17 protein-coding genes are annotated in these 15,508 nt (G+C 71.1%); 15 read left to right on the forward strand and 2 right to left on the reverse strand.

Annotated elements, in window-relative coordinates:
- Positions 1-49 precede the first annotated feature (49 nt).
- Entirely contained in the window at positions 50-1,264 is a 1,215-nt protein-coding gene (locus PV396_RS08330; protein ID WP_319201951.1) for a right-handed parallel beta-helix repeat-containing protein, read from the reverse strand.
- Between the two features lie 94 nt (positions 1,265-1,358).
- Between PV396_RS08330 and PV396_RS08335 the strand changes: the two genes are divergently transcribed.
- Positions 1,359-1,862 carry a hypothetical protein gene (locus PV396_RS08335; protein ID WP_319201953.1) on the forward strand — a complete coding sequence of 168 codons (504 nt, stop codon included), beginning with the start codon at positions 1,359-1,361 and terminating at the stop codon, positions 1,860-1,862.
- Between the two features lie 18 nt (positions 1,863-1,880).
- Here PV396_RS08335 and PV396_RS08340 read toward each other — a convergent pair whose 3' ends face one another.
- Positions 1,881-2,096 (reverse strand): dodecin, encoded by a 216-nt coding sequence (locus tag PV396_RS08340; RefSeq protein WP_053744108.1) that lies wholly within the window; start codon positions 2,094-2,096, stop codon positions 1,881-1,883.
- A 211-nt stretch (positions 2,097-2,307) separates the two neighbouring features.
- Between PV396_RS08340 and PV396_RS08345 the strand changes: the two genes are divergently transcribed.
- The 14 genes from PV396_RS08345 to hypF all read left to right on the forward strand — a co-directional run bounded on the left by PV396_RS08345 (position 2,308) and on the right by hypF (position 15,499).
- On the forward strand, positions 2,308-2,574 hold the full coding sequence (locus PV396_RS08345) for a DUF6400 family protein (RefSeq protein ID WP_319201956.1): 267 nt from the start codon (positions 2,308-2,310) through the stop codon (positions 2,572-2,574).
- Positions 2,561-2,818, forward strand: coding sequence for a hypothetical protein (locus tag PV396_RS08350; RefSeq protein WP_319201958.1), 258 nt, complete (start codon positions 2,561-2,563; stop codon positions 2,816-2,818). The genes PV396_RS08345 and PV396_RS08350 overlap by 14 nt, the downstream gene beginning before the upstream one ends.
- Positions 2,819-3,017: 199 nt before the next feature.
- The gene (locus PV396_RS08355) at positions 3,018-4,817 is read left to right on the forward strand and encodes an enoyl-CoA hydratase-related protein (protein WP_319202323.1); all 1,800 of its coding nucleotides are present in this window, start codon (positions 3,018-3,020) and stop codon (positions 4,815-4,817) included.
- Between the two features lie 63 nt (positions 4,818-4,880).
- Positions 4,881-5,969 carry a hydrogenase expression protein HypE gene (locus tag PV396_RS08360; protein WP_319201960.1) on the forward strand — a complete coding sequence of 363 codons (1,089 nt, stop codon included), beginning with the start codon at positions 4,881-4,883 and terminating at the stop codon, positions 5,967-5,969.
- Positions 5,970-6,050: 81 nt separating this feature from the next.
- Positions 6,051-7,835: a nickel-dependent hydrogenase large subunit gene (locus tag PV396_RS08365; protein WP_319201962.1), complete on the forward strand. Its 1,785-nt coding sequence runs from the start codon at positions 6,051-6,053 to the stop codon at positions 7,833-7,835.
- A complete protein-coding gene (locus tag PV396_RS08370; RefSeq protein WP_319201964.1) occupies positions 7,832-8,365 on the forward strand; it encodes a hypothetical protein in 534 nt (177 codons plus the stop codon). The genes PV396_RS08365 and PV396_RS08370 overlap by 4 nt, the downstream gene beginning before the upstream one ends.
- On the forward strand, positions 8,362-9,003 hold the full coding sequence (locus PV396_RS08375; RefSeq protein WP_319201966.1) for a DUF5947 family protein: 642 nt from the start codon (positions 8,362-8,364) through the stop codon (positions 9,001-9,003). Before PV396_RS08370 ends, PV396_RS08375 begins: the two co-directional genes overlap by 4 nt.
- Positions 9,000-9,692, forward strand: coding sequence for a DUF6084 family protein (locus PV396_RS08380; protein WP_319201968.1), 693 nt, complete (start codon positions 9,000-9,002; stop codon positions 9,690-9,692). The genes PV396_RS08375 and PV396_RS08380 overlap by 4 nt, the downstream gene beginning before the upstream one ends.
- Positions 9,689-11,125, forward strand: coding sequence for a hypothetical protein (locus tag PV396_RS08385; RefSeq protein ID WP_319201971.1), 1,437 nt, complete (start codon positions 9,689-9,691; stop codon positions 11,123-11,125). The genes PV396_RS08380 and PV396_RS08385 overlap by 4 nt, the downstream gene beginning before the upstream one ends.
- The gene (locus PV396_RS08390; protein WP_319201973.1) at positions 11,122-11,670 is read left to right on the forward strand and encodes a hydrogenase maturation protease; all 549 of its coding nucleotides are present in this window, start codon (positions 11,122-11,124) and stop codon (positions 11,668-11,670) included. Before PV396_RS08385 ends, PV396_RS08390 begins: the two co-directional genes overlap by 4 nt.
- Positions 11,671-11,681: 11 nt before the next feature.
- Entirely contained in the window at positions 11,682-11,786 is a 105-nt protein-coding gene (locus tag PV396_RS45050) for a DUF6893 family small protein (RefSeq protein WP_416071356.1), read from the forward strand.
- Positions 11,787-11,930: 144 nt separating this feature from the next.
- Positions 11,931-12,329: a hydrogenase maturation nickel metallochaperone HypA gene (locus tag PV396_RS08395; protein ID WP_319201975.1), complete on the forward strand. Its 399-nt coding sequence runs from the start codon at positions 11,931-11,933 to the stop codon at positions 12,327-12,329.
- Between the two features lie 3 nt (positions 12,330-12,332).
- Positions 12,333-13,112, forward strand: a complete 780-nt coding sequence (hypB, locus tag PV396_RS08400) for a hydrogenase nickel incorporation protein HypB (protein WP_319201978.1) — start codon at positions 12,333-12,335, stop codon at positions 13,110-13,112.
- Positions 13,109-15,499, forward strand: a complete 2,391-nt coding sequence (gene hypF / locus PV396_RS08405; RefSeq protein WP_319201980.1) for a carbamoyltransferase HypF — start codon at positions 13,109-13,111, stop codon at positions 15,497-15,499. The genes hypB and hypF overlap by 4 nt, the downstream gene beginning before the upstream one ends.
- Positions 15,500-15,508: the final 9 nt, after the last annotated feature.

Here is a 15,508-nt window from a genome sequence, read left to right on the forward strand (position 1 = left end):
GATCGCCCACGCCCCACGAAATACTTTCGTAACGGCCCTGGAAGATCGCCTAGAAGCGGCCTCCGACGGCCGTTCCGGCGCGTGGAACGAGGAAGCTGGGGGCCGAGGGCAGTGAACCGTCCGGGCGGCGCGCGCCCGTGAGGGGCGCCGGGTCGGTGCTCAGTACCGATGCGGCGTTCCAAGTGCCGCCAAGATCCCAGGAGTTGCCGGTCGACACGGTGGCGGAGCCGAGGGCGACCGCCCTTCCGTCGGCGACCGACAGGTTGCCCGTGAGGGTGGCACGTCCACCGGAGACGTCCACGTCGAAGCCGGTGCCCGCGTTCCCGTACGCCGTACTGCGGTTGATGCCGAGGGCACCGGGGTTGCCGTTGTCCGTGAAGCCGTGCGCCGCGTTCTTGAACGCGGCCGTGTTCCGCAGGACGTGCGCCGTGGCGGGCGCCGGGGTGCCGCCGCCCAGCTTGAACCCGTTGCCGTCGCCCGCGAAGTCGGGGAAGTTCCAGCGATTGAAGCCGTTGCCGTACGCGATGCTGTTCTCGATCGTGATCGGCGAGGTGAACTTCCAGGCGTCGAAGCCGTCGTCGACGTTGTTCCACAGCCGCGCGCCCCGCACGACGTTGCCGGTCCCGCCGCCCTCCTTGATGGCGAGGCCGTCCGCGCTCTCACCGTTCTTGCGCGGGTCGCGGTTGCCGTAACTGTCCAGGTCCAGGATCTGGTTGTTGCTCGAGGCACCCTGGAGCTGGAAACCGGACTCGTAGTTGTCGTGGGTGACCAGACGGGCGAAGACGTTGTTGTTGCAGCCGTCGCAGTAGACGCCGTACGGCCCGTTCACGATCTCCAGCCCCGAGATCCGCCAGTACGAGGCCTCCTGGTGGATCGCACCCCGCTCGGCGCGCGGGATGCTGCCGCCGACCGGCGTGTGACTGGCGGGCAGCCGCTCCCCGTCCACGACGACGCGCTCGCCCGAGTAGCCGATCAGGGTGATGGGCTGGGACGCGGTTCCGGAGCCGGTGATGGTGATGTTGTCGGTGAGGGCGTACGTGCCCCCGCGCACGGTGATCGTGTCGCCCGGCTTCGCCAGGTCGACGGCCTTCTGCATGGTCTTCAGGGGGCGCGCGAGCGTGCCCGGCGCCGAGTCGTCGCCATTGGTCGCCACGACGAGCGTCGTCGCGGCGCTCGCACCCCCGGCGGCCCCCACGAGCATCCCCGCCGCCAATAACGCGGTACCCAGTACCGCCGTTCCCGTCCGGATCGCTGCGTCGCGCATGTACGGCTCCCGCCTCTGCCTCGGCTGTTGTCGCACAGCAGTGGCCGCCGGAGCCCTGGAGGTTGCCGGGTCCGGCTGACTATGGTCGGGAACCGTGAAGCAGAACAGCAGCTCGAACAGCGGCCGGCCGCTCGCCGTGTTCGACCTCGACAACACACTCGCCGACACCGCGCACCGGCAGCGGTACCTGGAGCGCAGGCCCCGCGACTGGGCGGCCTTCTTCGCCGCCGCCCCGCACGACCCACCACTGACCGAGGGCGTGACGCTGGCCCTGGAGAGCGCGCGGGAGTGCGAGGTCGTCTACCTCACCGGGCGGCCCGAGCGCTGTCGCCGGGACACGGTCGCCTGGCTCGCCGCCCACGGACTGCCCGAGGGCCGCGTCTGGATGCGACGCGACGACGACCGCAGGCCCGCGCGGGGCACCAAACTGGAGATCCTGCGCCGCCTGGCCCAGAGCCGCGAGATCCGCGTCCTGGTCGACGACGACGAACTCGTCTGCCAGGACGCGGAACGCGCCGGCTTCACCGTCGTACGGGCCCGCTGGGCGGCCGGCTCGAGCGCCCTGAAGGAGGCGCAGGAGACCGAGGGCCGGACCTGAGCGAGGGACGCTGTCCGATTACTCCCCGTCCTCCAGCCGGAAACCGACCTTCAGGCCGACCTGGTAGTGCTCGATCTGCCCGTCCACGATCTGCCCCCTGACCTGCGTGATCTCGAACCAGTCCAGGTTGCGCAGGGTCTGCGAGGCGCGGCTGATGCCGTTGCGGACGGCCTGGTCGACGCCTTCGTGCGAGGTGCCGACGATCTCGGTGACCCGATAGGTGTGGTTCGACATGCGGGTGCTCCTCTTCGCGGTACGGGACGTACTGGAGAACTGGACGCGCTGGACCCTCCTGACGGCAGTCCAAGCTCCACGGTGCCCCATCCGGCGGTGGTTCGCGAGGGGTCGCGACGGGCGCCTGCCTCCGCATCGGGACCATGGAACTGCTGTGACTTCTCCCACCTGCTCTTGTCGGGGGGACGAACGTTTACCTACGTTCGGTCGCATGTCCTCCCATGGCCGCATTCCTCCTGGCGAACCGGACGCCCTGGTGGACCTGCACATCGACCTGAGCTCACACGAACTTCTCCGGCGCGCTCATGTGCTGGACGCGCTCGGCTCCGACTGGGACCCCGTCGCCGTACTGCGCGGCGAGGAAGCGGCTTATGAGCTGCTCTATTCCGGTCTCAGCGCGGAGCAGCAGCGTGTGTACGACGAGCTGGTCTCGGCCGGAGTGCTGCCGCGGAGGGGGGACGGCCATGCTGCCTCTTGACCCCCAGGCCGACATCGGGCGTCGCGCCTGGGTGGCCTGCCCGAACTGTGACGACCGTCGCGGGTGCGCCACCTGCGAGCAGGGGCGGACCTGCTCCGAGCACTGGCGCTACCTGCTCTCCAACCTTGGCAGCCTGCTCCATCTGCAATGCCGCTCGTGCACCCACATCTGGACGCACGAGACCCGTTTCGGTGCCACCCGCTCCCCATGGGAGCGCATCACCAGCGGCCTGCGGCGGCCGTGACGGTTCACCAGGGCTGACCCGGCGGACCGGGTGCCGACGCCCGCCTCGACCGCCGGCGACGGCCGGTGAGGCCGGACGGCGGATCGGCACCCGCTTTCGGATGACCTCACGGTCCGGTGTCGGGAACGGCGGTCCGCCGTGGCCGAGGATCACGGTCGGCGGCCATCCCTGCCTGCCGCCCGTCCGCCCGGAGGCAGCCGTGCACATCCTGATCCTGGCCAGCGCGTTCAACAGCCTCAGCCAGCGCACCCACGCCGAACTGCGCGACCGGGGCCACACCGTCGCGGTCGAACTCGCCCTGCCCACAAGCCCGTTGCCGGAAGCCGTGCGGCGGCACGCACCGGATCTCGTCGTGGCGCCGATGCTGAAGACGGCGATTCCCGAGGAGGTGTGGACGGCGTACACCTGCCTCGTCGTCCATCCGGGGCCCGTGGGCGACCGGGGACCGTCCTCCCTGGACTGGGCGATTCACGAGGGCGTCGACCAGTGGGGCGTCACCGTCCTGCAGGCAGCCGAGGAGATGGACGCCGGTGACGTGTGGGCCTCCGTTCCGTGCCGGGTTCCTCCCGTCTCCAAGAGCGAGCTGTACCGGGGCGAGATCGCCGACGCGGCGCTGGAGGCCGTCATGCTCGCGGTGGAGCGCTTCGCCTCGGGAACCCACGTACCGCGCAAGCAGGACACAGCAGGTACGGCAGACAGGGCAGGCACGGTCGGCGTGGGCCCGCGCCCGCGGCCGTACCTCGACCAGAGCGTCCGGCGGATCGACTGGGCCGAGGACTCCACACAGGACGTCCTGCGCAAGCTGAGAGCGGCGGACTCGCAGCCCGGTGTGCTGGACGTGCTGCTCGGCGGTGAGTGGTATCTGCACGGCGGCCATCCCGAGAGCGTGTTGCGCGGCCGCCCGGGCGAGCTGCTGGCCACCCGGGCCGGGGCCATCTGCCGGGCCACCAGCGATGGCGCCGTGTGGATCCCCGAACTGCGGCCCCGGCGCCTGCCCGGGCAGCCGCCCACCTTCAGACTGCCCGCCGTACGGGCACTGGGCGACCTGCTGCCGCCGCTGCCCGAGGATGCCCTGCCCCGGTTGCCCGAGGCGCGGCACGGTACCTGGACGGACATCCGCTACCGGGAGGACGGGAACGTGGGGTTCCTCTCGTTCTCCTTCCCCGGCGGCGCCATGAGTACGGAGCAGTGCCGACGTCTGCTGGACGCCTACCGGGAAGCGTGTGCGCGGCCCACGGCCGTGCTGGTGCTGGGCGGCGAACGGGACTTCTTCGCCAACGGGATCCACCTCAACGTCATCGAGGCCGCGAACGATCCCGCTGCCGAGTCCTGGGCGAACATCAACGCCATCGACGATCTGGTCGAAGCGGTCCTGACGACGACGGACCGGCTGGTGGTCGCGGCGGTCGCGGGCAACGCCGCGGCGGGCGGAGTGATGCTCGCCCTGGCGGCCGACGAGGTGTGGTGCCGCTCGGGTGCCGTGCTGAACCCCCACTACCGTCTGATGGGCCTGTACGGCTCGGAGTACTGGACGCACACCCTCCCGCGCCGGGTGGGACCCGCGACGGCCGAACGGCTCATGGGTGAGGCTCTGCCGGTCAGCTCGGCGGGCGCACTGCGCCTCGGGCTCGTCGACCGGGTGGTCGACTGCGGTCCTGACGAGTTCGCGCGGGAGGTCCGCGGACTGGCGGCGCGCCTTGCGTCACTGCCGGCGACGGCGTCACGGATCACCGCGAAGAAGACGGAGCTGGACCTGCTGGAGAGCACGACCCCGTTGGCCGGCTTCCGTGAGCGGGAGCTGGCCCGGATGCGCCGGACCTTCGACGACCGGGACGCCCCGTATCACGCGATGCGGCGTTCCTTCGTCCACAAGGTGCGGCCGGAGTGCACCCCGCCGCACCTCGGTCCGCCCGCGGTTGCGCAAACCGGCCCGATGCCCTCTGCCTCGGCTGTCACCGGAACGGCCCTCGATGGCATCTCATCTCGACCGAACGGCTGATACGAAGAAGAGCGACGGCCGAAATGCAGGCCTTCATCCCTTACCTCCCCAGGAGGCGGTCCCATGACTGAGGCGACGCCGGGCACGGTCGTCGCTGCGGACGCGAACGCGGCGTCCGCCGACGAGACACCCACGATCCACATCCTCTGGATCAACGCGGGCCTGAGCTGCGACGGCGACTCGGTCTCGTTGACGGCGGCCATGCAGCCCAGCATCGAGGAGATCGTGCTCGGTGTGCTGCCGGGCCTTCCGAAGATCGCCGTCCACTGGCCGCTCATCGACTTCGAGTGCGGTCCGGTCGGCGGCTCGGACACGTTCATCGAGTGGTTCTTCAAGGGGGAGCGCGGCGAGATCGACCCGTTCGTGCTGGTCGTCGAGGGTTCCATCCCCAACGAGGCGATCAAGCCCGAGGGGTACTGGTGCGGCTTCGGCGACAACCCGGAGACGGGCCAGCCGATCACCACCAGCGAGTGGATCGACCGGCTCGCCCCGAAGGCGCTCGCGGTCGTCGCCATCGGCACATGCGCCACCTACGGCGGCATCCACGCCATGGCGGGCAACCCGACCGGCGCGATGGGCGTGCCCGACTACCTCGGCTGGGACTGGAAGTCCCACGCCGGCATCCCCATCGTGTGCGTCCCGGGCTGCCCGATCCAGCCCGACAACTTCTCCGAGACGCTCACCTATCTGCTCTACCAGGCGGCGGGCTCCGCCCCGATGATCCCGCTGGACGACAAACTGCGCCCCACCTGGCTGTTCGGGGCCACCGTGCACGAGGGCTGCGACCGCGCGGGGTACTACGAACAGGGCCAGTTCGCCCTGTCGTACGACTCGCCGACGTGCCTGGTCAAGCTCGGCTGCTGGGGCCCGGTCGTCAAGTGCAACGTGCCCAAGCGCGGCTGGATGAACGGGATCGGCGGCTGCCCCAACGTCGGCGGCATCTGCATCGCCTGCACCATGCCCGGATTCCCCGACAAGTTCATGCCGTTCATGGACGAACCCCCCGGCGCCAAGCTGTCCAGCAACGCCAGCGGAGCGTACGGCGCCGTGGTCCGCAAGCTGCGGTCGATCACCGCCAGGACCGTGGACAAGGAGCCCAAGTGGCGCCGCACCGGAGAGAAGATCACCACCGGTTACCGGCCCCCGTGGTGAGGCCCCGCAACGAGTAGTCCGCTCCCCGCTTCGTGCACCCCCCACACCAACCTCCCGCGCAACGAAGGGCACGGCACACAGATGGCACCGAAGACGAAGGCGGCCGGCGACGGCAACGGCCTGGTGGAGATGGCCTGGGACCCGATCACCCGGATCGTGGGCTCCCTGGGCATCCACACGAAGATCGACTTCAAGCAGAAGCGGGTCGCCGAGTGCTACAGCACGTCGTCGGTCTTCCGGGGCTACAGCGTCTTCATGCGCGGCAAGGACCCCCGCGACGCCCACTTCATCACCAGCCGCATCTGCGGCATCTGCGGCGACAACCACGCCACCTGCTCGGTGTACGCGCAGAACATGGCGTACGGCGTGAAACCCCCGCACCTCGCCGAGTGGATCATCAACCTCGGCGAGTCCGCGGAGTACATGTTCGACCACAACATCTTCCAGGAGAACCTGGTCGGGGTCGACTACTGCGAGAAGATGGTCAAGGAGACCAACCCCGGTGTCCTCGAACTCGCCGAACGCACCGAGGCCCCGCACGCGGCCGAGCACGGCTATCGCACCATCGCCGACATCATGCGCTCGCTGAACCCCCTGGAAGGGGAGTTCTACCGCGAAGCCCTCCAGGTCAGCCGCTACACACGCGAGATGTTCTGCCTGATGGAGGGCCGCCATGTGCACCCCTCCACGCTCTACCCGGGCGGCGTCGGCACCATCGCCTCCGTACAGCTCTTCACGGACTACCTCAGCCGTCTGATGCGCTACGTGGAGTTCATGAAGCGCGTCGTTCCCCTCCACGACGACCTGTTCGACTTCTTCTACGAGGCGCTGCCCGGGTACGAGGAAGTGGGCCGCCGCCGGGTCATGCTCGGCTGCTGGGGCGCGCTCAACGACCCCGAGTACTGCGACTTCACCTACGCCAACATGACGGACTGGGGCCGGCGGATGTTCGTCACCCCCGGTGTCGTCGTCGACGGCAAGCTCGTCACCAACGACCTCACCGAGATCAACCTCGGTATGCGCATCCTGCTGGGCAGCTCCTACTACGAGGACTGGCAGGGCCAGGAGCAGTTCGTCACCCACGACCCGCTCGGCAACCCGGTGGACCCGCGCCATCCGTGGAACCAGCACACCATCCCGGCCCCGCAGAAGCGGAACTTCGACGACAAGTACAGCTGGGTCATGTCCCCGCGCTGGTTCGACGGCAAGGACCACCTGGCCCTCGACACCGGCGGCGGCCCCATCGCCCGCCTCTGGTCGACCGCCCTCTCCGGCCTCGTCGACATCGGGTACGTCAAGGCCACCGGCCACAGCGTGGTCATCAATCTGCCCCGCACCATGACCAAGCCGGAGACCACCTTCGAGTGGCAGATCCCGAAGTGGTCCAACGCGCTGGAACGCAACCGCGCCCGCACCTACTTCCAGGCGTACGCCGCCGCCGTTGCCCTGCACTGCGCGGAGAAGGGCCTGGCGGAGGTCCGCGCCGGACGCACCCAGACCTGGGAGAAGTTCGAGGTCCCGGACGAGGCCATCGGCGTCGGCTTCACCGAGGCGGTCCGAGGCGTCCTCTCCCACCACATGGTGATCCGCGACGGCAAGATCGCCAACTACCACCCGTACCCACCCACCCCCTGGAACGCCAGCACCAGAGACACCTTCGGCACGCCGGGCCCCTACGAGGACGCCGTACAGAACACGCCCATCTTCGAGGAGAACACCCCGGAGAACTTCAAGGGCATCGACATCATGCGCGCCGTCCGCAGCTTCGACCCCTGTCTGCCCTGCGGCGTCCACATGTACGTCGGCGGCGGCAAGACGGTGAAGTCGATGCACGTGCCCACCGGCCTGAGCGGACTGGGCGGATGAGCGCGCCGACGGCGGTCCGACCCGCCAACGCCGAACAGACCGGACGCCGGGTCGAGGAGGTACTGGAGCGACTCACCGCGAGCAGCGACCCGGCCGCAGCCGCGGCAGCGGAGGAACTCGTCCGGTCCCTCATGGACTTCTACGGAGCCGGCCTGGCCCGCATCCTCCACCTGCTGTCCTCCGCTCCCGGCGAGGCGACGGCGGTACTGCTCGGAGACGAACTGGTCGCGAGCCTGCTCGTTCTGCACGAGCTGCACCCAGAGGACCGCGACACCCGCATCGCCCGCGCCCTCGACGCCGTACCGGAACACGCCCTGGATGTCGTCGGCTTCGAGGAGGAGAGCGGCACCCTCACCTTGCGCGCCAGGGAGGCCGGTGGCTGCGGCTGCGGATCCGGCGAGGGCGCCCGAGAGGCCGCGGAGGCGGCGCTCGCCTGCTTCGCACCGGAGGTCAGGGCCGTCGACGTACGGACCGCGCCCGCCGGGCCCACGCTCCTCCAGATCAGCACGGCACCGACGGGGGCCCGATGACGGCGTCGTCGGCGACGGGCACGCCCGGCCTGCGGAGGTTTCTCACCGAGAGGCCTCCGCAGCCCGAACGGTGCGAACTGTGCGCCGTGACGGTGGAGACGGACCACCGTCATCTCGTCGACACCGAGAAACGCGCCCTCGTCTGTGCCTGCACTCCCTGCGCTCTGCTGATGGCACAGCCGGGCGCCGGCGCGGGCCGCTTCCGCACGGTCCCCGCTCGCTACCTCACCGACCCCGGACACCGCCTCGACGAGAGCGCGTGGGACGCGTTGCAGATCCCGGTCGGCGTCGCCTTCCTCTTCCGCAACGCGGCGCTCGACCGGCTGGTCGCCCTCTATCCGAGCCCGGCCGGAGCCACCGAGAGCGAACTCGACCCGGCCACGTGGACGGACGTCCTCGGCGGCAGCCGCCTCGCCGAACTGCTGGAGCCCGACGTGGAGGCGCTGCTGCTGCGCCGCACCGAGGGACGCGGCGACTGCCACCTGGTACCGATCGACATCTGCTACGAACTCGTCGGCCGGATGCGCCTGTTGTGGCAGGGCTTCGACGGCGGAGCCGAGGCCCGGGCCGCGCTGGACGCGTTCTTCGCGGAGGTCTCCCGACGTGCGCGGCCCGTGGGCGAGGCGGTGCGGCCATGACGGAGTTCTCCTTCGCCTGCACCGGCGTCCGGGCCGACCGGTACGCCGCCGGACCCACCCTCGTCTTCCGCCTGCGCGTCACCGCCGCCGGCAACGCACGCGTGCACGCCCTCGCGCTGCGCTGCCAGATCCGTATCGAACCCGCCCGCCGCAGTTACGGGACCGCCGAGGCGGACGGGCTGGCGGACCTCTTCGGCGAGCGTTCCCGCTGGGGCAGCACGCTTCAGCCGGTGCAGTTCGCCCAGGTCGCGGTGATGGTCCCGAGCTTCACCGGAGAGATCGAGACCGACCTCGTGGTGCCCTGCACCTACGACATGGAGATCGCCGCCCCCCGCTACCTCGCCGCCCTGACCGACGGCGAGGTTCCGCTGCTGATGCTCTTCTCCGGTACGGCGTTCACCGGCGCCGGCGGTTTCCAGGTCGAGCCGGTCCCGTGGGACCAGGAGGCGGCGTTCCGGATGCCCGTCGCCACCTGGCGGGAGATGGTCGAGCAGCACTTCCCCGGGTGCGGCTGGATCCGGCTGCCGGGCGACACCATGGACGCCCTCCTCGCCTACCGCTCCCGGCGCGCGCTGCCCTCCTGGGAGGCGACCCTCAAGGCGCTGCTCGACGCCGACGGCGCCGCGGACCCGCACCGGCGCGACCCGCTGCGCGCGCTCACCGGCACCACCGGAAGGACGGATCCGTGACCGTGACCTCGTTCGTCCCCGAGACGGAGGAGCGGTTCGCCCACGCCCGGCAGGTGGCCGACGCCGTCCTCTTCGAGGGCTACGTGCTCTACCCGTACCGCGCCTCGGCGGCCAAGAACCGGCTGCGCTGGCAGTTCGGGGTGCTCGTGCCGCCGGGCTGGGGCGCCGAGTGCGAGGAGCACGACTTCCAGCACACCGAATGCCTGATGGAACCGAAGGCGGGCGCGACTCTCTCGGCCGAGATGCGCTTCCTGCGCGCCAGACGGCGCACGGTGCAACAGGCCCGCCCGGACGGCGACTTCGAGACGGTCTCCGAACTCCCCCTCGACGACCGGGTACTGGTCCCCTGGGACGAGGGCGGCGAGGAGCGGGTCGAGGTGGTCGCCTCGGTTGACGAACTCCTCGGTGACGGCATCACCCGTCCCTTCCGGCTCCCCGCCCGGGAGGACACGGCACCGGTCCTGGACGCGGCCGGCCGGACCGTCGGCCGGCTGGTCCGGCGGTGTGCGGAGATCAGCGGTACGGTCCGGCTGTCCGCCCGCGAGCTCGACGGTCCCTACCGGGCCATGCGCCTGACCGCCGTCGTCGAGAACACCAGCGACTGGACACCGTCCGAGGGCCAGGCCGCCGACCGGGACGCGGCGCTGCCGTACTCCCTGGTGGCGACCCACCTCCTCATGGCCCTCAGCGCCGGATCGTTCCTGTCGATGACCGATCCCCCGGAGTGGGCGAAAGGCGCGGTCGCCGCCTGCCGCAACCTGCACACCTGGCCCGTACTCGCCGGCGAACCCGGCAGCGCCGACCTCGTGCTGTCCTCGCCGATCATCCTGGAGGACCATCCGGCCATCGCGCCGGAGAGCCCCGGCGCGCTCTACGACGCCACGGAGATCGACGAGATCCTCGCACTGCGGACTGCGGCCCTCACCGACGAGGAGAAACGCGAGGCCCGGGGCACCGACGAGCGGGCGGCCGCCGTGATCGAGCTGGCGGACTCGATGCCCGCCGAGGTGCTGGAGCGCCTGCACGGGGCGGTACGGAGCCTGCGTGAGGTCACCGGGCCGAGCCCTGCCGCTCCGTCTCCGGACGGGGGCTTCCCCGACGAGCACGGAGTGCGGCGGCCCGACACACCGTGGTGGGACCCCGCGAGCGACGCGGGCTTCGACCCGGCGCGGGACCGTGTCGTCGTGGACGGCCGGTCGGTGGGCAAAGGCAGCCGCGTCGAACTGCACCCCGGGCTGCGGCGCACCGACGCGCAGGACATCTTTCTGCGGGGCCGCACCGCGGAGGTCGAGGCGGTGCTGCACGACGTCGACGGCGGGGTGCACCTGGCGGTCACGGTCGAGGGCGACCCGGGCGCCGACATCCGCCGCGAACAGGGACGGTTCCTGTACTTCCAGCCCGACGAGATCACACCGCTCGAGGACGACGCATGAACCAACCCCCACCGGCAGGTCCACGGACGCTCGTGGCCGGCATCGGCAACATCTTCCTCGGCGACGACGGCTTCGGCGTGGAGACCGCGCGCCGGCTCACCGAACGCCAACTGCCGGAACACGTCGAAGTGGTGGACATCGGCGTACGGGGCGTCCACCTCGCCTACCAGCTCCTGGACGGCTACGACACGCTCGTCCTCGTGGACGCCACGGCACGCGGCGAAGCCCCCGGCACGCTGTACGTGATCGAACACGACGCCGACGGGAGCCGTCCGCCCGGCACGCCCGCCCTGGACGGCCACCGGATGACCCCCGACGCCGTCCTGGCGCTGCTGGACACCCTCTGCGCCGGGACCGGCGGCGAGCCACCACGCCGCGTCCTGGTCGTAGGGTGCGAACCGGCCTCGGTGGACGAGGGCATCGGTCTCAGCGAGCCGGTCTCCGACGCCGTACCGGAGGCCGTCCGGCTGATCGAAGAGCTGTTGCACCACGGAGAGCCGGGAGAGTCCGCGCCGCGGGCCACGGCCCGTGGCATCTCGACATGAGGAGACACGGGATGAAGAAGATCGTCATCGGCACAACGGCCCTGGCCGCCCTGGGCGCGCTCGTCGCCGGGGTGTTTCCCGACGTCAGGCGCTATCTGCGGATCCGACGGATGTGAACCGAGGCCCCCACTCGGCGGGCCGTGCGGTTGCGTCGAACGGCGTACCCGCCGGCCCGTGACGGCGTGCCGGGCCGCGAGACCCGGGTGCGCGCACCTCTAATGAAGGCCGACCGGAGGCAGGCCGCAAAAGGACGGAGCCCCATGCACGAGATGTCCGTCGCGCTGGCCGTCGTCGACCAGGTCGCAGAGGCCGCCAACCGGGCCGGTGACGTCACGGCGGTGCGATCGGTACGGCTCCAGGTGGGCGAACTGGCCGGTGTCGTACCCGATTCCCTCGCCTTCTGCTTCGAACTGGCCTGCGCCGGAACCCTGCTGGAAGGCGCCGAACTGATCACCGAAGCGGTGCCGGGAAAAGCCCGCTGCACACCCTGCGCACTCGACTGGGCCGTCGGCATGCCACCCCGGCTGACCTGCCCCGAGTGCGGCAGGGCGTGTACCGACCTGCTCGCGGGCCGGGAGCTGCAGATCCTCGACGTGCACTGGGAGGACGGCGGTCCCCTGCCCGCGCCGACCCGCGAACCGATCTCCGAGGAGCGCTGAATCATGTGCCGTGTCGTCGACCTGCGCCAGGCCGTACTCGCGAAGAACGACGCGAGCGCTCATGAACTGCGCGCACACCTCGCGGCGCGAGGCACCGCCGTCGTCAACCTGCTGTCCAGTCCGGGCAGTGGCAAGACCGCGCTGCTGGAGCGCGAACTGCTGGAGGCACGGGAGCGGTCTGTTCCCGTCGCGGCGCTGACCGCCGACCTGGCCACCGAGAACGACGCGGCACGCCTTGCGCGTTCGGGCGTCCCGGTCAAGCAGGTGCTCACCGACGGACTGTGCCATCTCGAATCGGGGATGCTCGCCGCCCACCTGGACGGGTGGCTGCCCGACGACACCCGGCTGCTGTTCGTGGAGAACGTCGGCAACCTGGTCTGCCCGGCCTCCTACGACCTGGGGGAGACACTGAGGGTCACCCTCGCCTCCGTGACGGAGGGCGAGGACAAGCCGCTCAAGTACCCCACCGCCTTCGGCCTCGCACACCTGGTCGTGGTCACCAAGACGGACCTCGCTCAGGCCGTCGAGTTCGACGAGGCCGCGTTCCGCGCGAATGTGGAGCAGGTCAACCCGGGAGTCGAGGTGGTCCTGACCTCGGCACGCCGGGGGGAGGGAGTCGGCGTACTGCTCGACCGGGCGACGGCAGCCGCAGACGGCGCACCCGTCCACGCGCCGGTCATGGCCCGGCCACAGCACCATCACCACAGTCACCCGCACGCGGACACCGTCCACACCCACGCGCACCCGGAGGCCACCGGCACCATGGCCCACACTCACCCGTGAGCGGTGCGCAGGTGCCGACCGCCGTCACCGAGGACACTCCACGACGCCGCCGGGTCACCGTCCGGGGAGTGGTGCAGGGTGTGGGCTTCCGGCCCTATCTGTACGGCCTCGCCACCGAACTCGCCCTGGCCGGACATGTGACCAACACTCCGGAGGGCGTCGTCGTGGAGGTCGAGGGCACCGCCTCGGCCGTGGCCCGTTTCTGCGACCGGATCGCCGCCCAGGCACCCCCGCTGGCCCGCGTCGAGTCCGTTCACCACCGGGAGATGCCTCTCGCCGGCGGCATCGCGTTCACCATCCTGCCCTCCCGCGTGGACGGCCCGGCCCGCACCCTGGTCTCGCCGGACTCCGCCACCTGTGCCGACTGCCTCACCGAGCTGGCAGACCCGGCGGACCGCCGGTACCGCCACCCGTTCGTCAACTGCACCCACTGCGGCCCCCGCTTCACGATCATCACCGGGGTGCCGTACGACCGGGCGGGCACCACCATGGCCGGCTTCGCGATGTGCCGCGACTGCGCCCGGGAGTACGCCGATCCCGCCGACCGTCGTTTCCACGCGCAGCCGGTGGCCTGTCCGGCCTGCGGGCCGCGTCTGCGGCTCGTCGCCGGACCGGAGTCAGGACGCGCAACTGCGGAGGGGGCGGACCCGGTCACCGAGGCGCGCGCCCTGCTGATGCGGGGCGCGATCCTCGCGGTGAAGGGCCTCGGCGGCTACCACCTGGCCTGCGATGCCACGAACCAGACGGCGGTCGCCCTCCTGCGACGCCGGAAGGCGCGCGGCGACAAGCCGTTCGCCGTCATGGCCAGGACCTCGGACGACGTCCGGCACCTCGTCCGGCTCGGCCCTCAGGAGCAGAGCCTCCTCGAAGGCCCGACAAGGCCGGTCGTACTGCTGAGACGGCGTCCGCACCCGGCCTGCGCCGCCGGGGATCCCCGGCCCGCCGCGGCCGTCGCGCCCGGCAGCCCCGACCTCGGTGTGCTGCTGCCGTACACGCCCCTGCACCATCTGCTGCTCGGCCTGCCCGGGGACGTGGACGGCCCCCGGCTGCTCGTCATGACCAGTGGCAACGTGTCCGGTGAGCCGATCGTCACCGACGACACCGAGGCGCTGGAGCGGCTCGCGCACCTGGCCGACGCCTGGCTCACGCACGACCGGCCCATCCACGTGCCGTGCGACGACTCAGTGGTCCGCGTCTGCGACGGGGAGCCGCTGGTTGTCCGCCGCTCACGTGGCTACGCCCCGTTGCCGGTGTCCCTCCCGCTGCCCGTACGTCCGGCCCTCGCGGTCGGCGGAGACCTGAAGAACGCCTTCTGCCTGGGGTCGGGTCGCCGCGCCTGGCTGTCGGCGCACATCGGCGACATGGACGACGTCGGCACGCAGCGGGCCTTCGAGCGCGCGGTGACGCAGTTGGAGTCCATCACGGGGGTGGGGCCCGAGGCCCTGGTGTCCGACCGGCATCCCGGCTACCGCTCCGCCCGCTGGGCCGACCGGAACGCGGGGCACCGGCCCGTCGTGCGCGTCCAGCACCATCACGCGCACGTGGCCGCCGCGATGGCCGAGCACGGACTGGACGGCACCAGGCCGGTGATCGGCGTCGCCTTCGACGGCACCGGCCACGGCGACGACGGCGCCGTGTGGGGCGGGGAGTTCCTGCTCGCGGACTACGACGGATTCACCCGTTTCGGGCACCTCGCCTACGTTCCGCTGCCCGGGGGCGACGCGGCGGTGCGCCGGCCGTACCGCATGGCGCTGGCCCAGCTGAGGGCGGCCGGGATCGACTGGTCCGCCGACCTCGCCTGCACGGCCGCCTGCCCACCCGACGAACTCCGCCTGCTACGACAGCAGTTGGAGCGCGATCTGAACTGTGTCCCCACGTCCAGCATGGGCCGGCTCTTCGACGCCGTGTCCTCGCTCGCCGGGGTGTGCCACCGAGCCGGATACGAGGCGCAGGCCGCCGTCGAACTGGAGGGGGCGGCTCTGCACGCACCCGCCGGGGACACCACCGCCTACGCCTTCGCCCTCCACGCGGCGGAGGAGAACGGGAGCGGAGGCGGCGTCGTACGGGCCGATCCGGCACCCGTACTCGCGGCGATCGTCGGCGATGTGCGCGCGGGCATCGGGCCGGACCTGGTCGCGGCCCGCTTCCACCGGGGTGTGACCGAGCTGGTGCACCGGATCTGCGTGCGGGCGCGTGAGCGGCACGGGCTGGACATGGTCGCCCTGACGGGAGGCGTTTTCGCCAACACGCTGCTCTCCTCGGCCTGCGCCGCCGCCCTGGGCGCGGACGGCTTCACGGTCCTGCGGCACAACCTGGTGCCGCCCAACGACGGCGGACTGGCGCTGGGCCAGCTGATGGTGGCGGCACGCGTCACTTCCGCCGACTGAGCAACGCGC

It is taken from the genome of Streptomyces sp. ME02-8801-2C (assembly GCF_033793965.1).
In the GTDB taxonomy this organism is placed as follows: Bacteria; Actinomycetota; Actinomycetes; order Streptomycetales; family Streptomycetaceae; genus Streptomyces.

Excerpts from the sequence above, each read along its gene's own strand:
- PV396_RS08340 (WP_053744108.1), bottom strand. The coding sequence starts at position 2,096 with ATGTCGAACCACACCTATCGGGTCACCGAGATCGTCGGCACCTCGCAC.
- hypB (WP_319201978.1), top strand. The coding sequence starts at position 12,333 with ATGTGCCGTGTCGTCGACCTGCGCCAGGCCGTACTCGCGAAGAACGAC.
- PV396_RS08375 (WP_319201966.1), top strand. The coding sequence starts at position 8,362 with ATGACGGCGTCGTCGGCGACGGGCACGCCCGGCCTGCGGAGGTTTCTC.
- PV396_RS08345 (WP_319201956.1), top strand. The coding sequence starts at position 2,308 with ATGTCCTCCCATGGCCGCATTCCTCCTGGCGAACCGGACGCCCTGGTG.
- PV396_RS08365 (WP_319201962.1), top strand. The coding sequence starts at position 6,051 with ATGGCACCGAAGACGAAGGCGGCCGGCGACGGCAACGGCCTGGTGGAG.
- PV396_RS08390 (WP_319201973.1), top strand. The coding sequence starts at position 11,122 with ATGAACCAACCCCCACCGGCAGGTCCACGGACGCTCGTGGCCGGCATC.
- PV396_RS08330 (WP_319201951.1), bottom strand. The coding sequence starts at position 1,264 with ATGCGCGACGCAGCGATCCGGACGGGAACGGCGGTACTGGGTACCGCG.
- PV396_RS08395 (WP_319201975.1), top strand. The coding sequence starts at position 11,931 with ATGCACGAGATGTCCGTCGCGCTGGCCGTCGTCGACCAGGTCGCAGAG.
- PV396_RS08360 (WP_319201960.1), top strand. The coding sequence starts at position 4,881 with ATGACTGAGGCGACGCCGGGCACGGTCGTCGCTGCGGACGCGAACGCG.
- PV396_RS08370 (WP_319201964.1), top strand. The coding sequence starts at position 7,832 with ATGAGCGCGCCGACGGCGGTCCGACCCGCCAACGCCGAACAGACCGGA.
- PV396_RS08350 (WP_319201958.1), top strand. The coding sequence starts at position 2,561 with ATGCTGCCTCTTGACCCCCAGGCCGACATCGGGCGTCGCGCCTGGGTG.
- PV396_RS45050 (WP_416071356.1), top strand. The coding sequence starts at position 11,682 with ATGAAGAAGATCGTCATCGGCACAACGGCCCTGGCCGCCCTGGGCGCG.
- PV396_RS08380 (WP_319201968.1), top strand. The coding sequence starts at position 9,000 with ATGACGGAGTTCTCCTTCGCCTGCACCGGCGTCCGGGCCGACCGGTAC.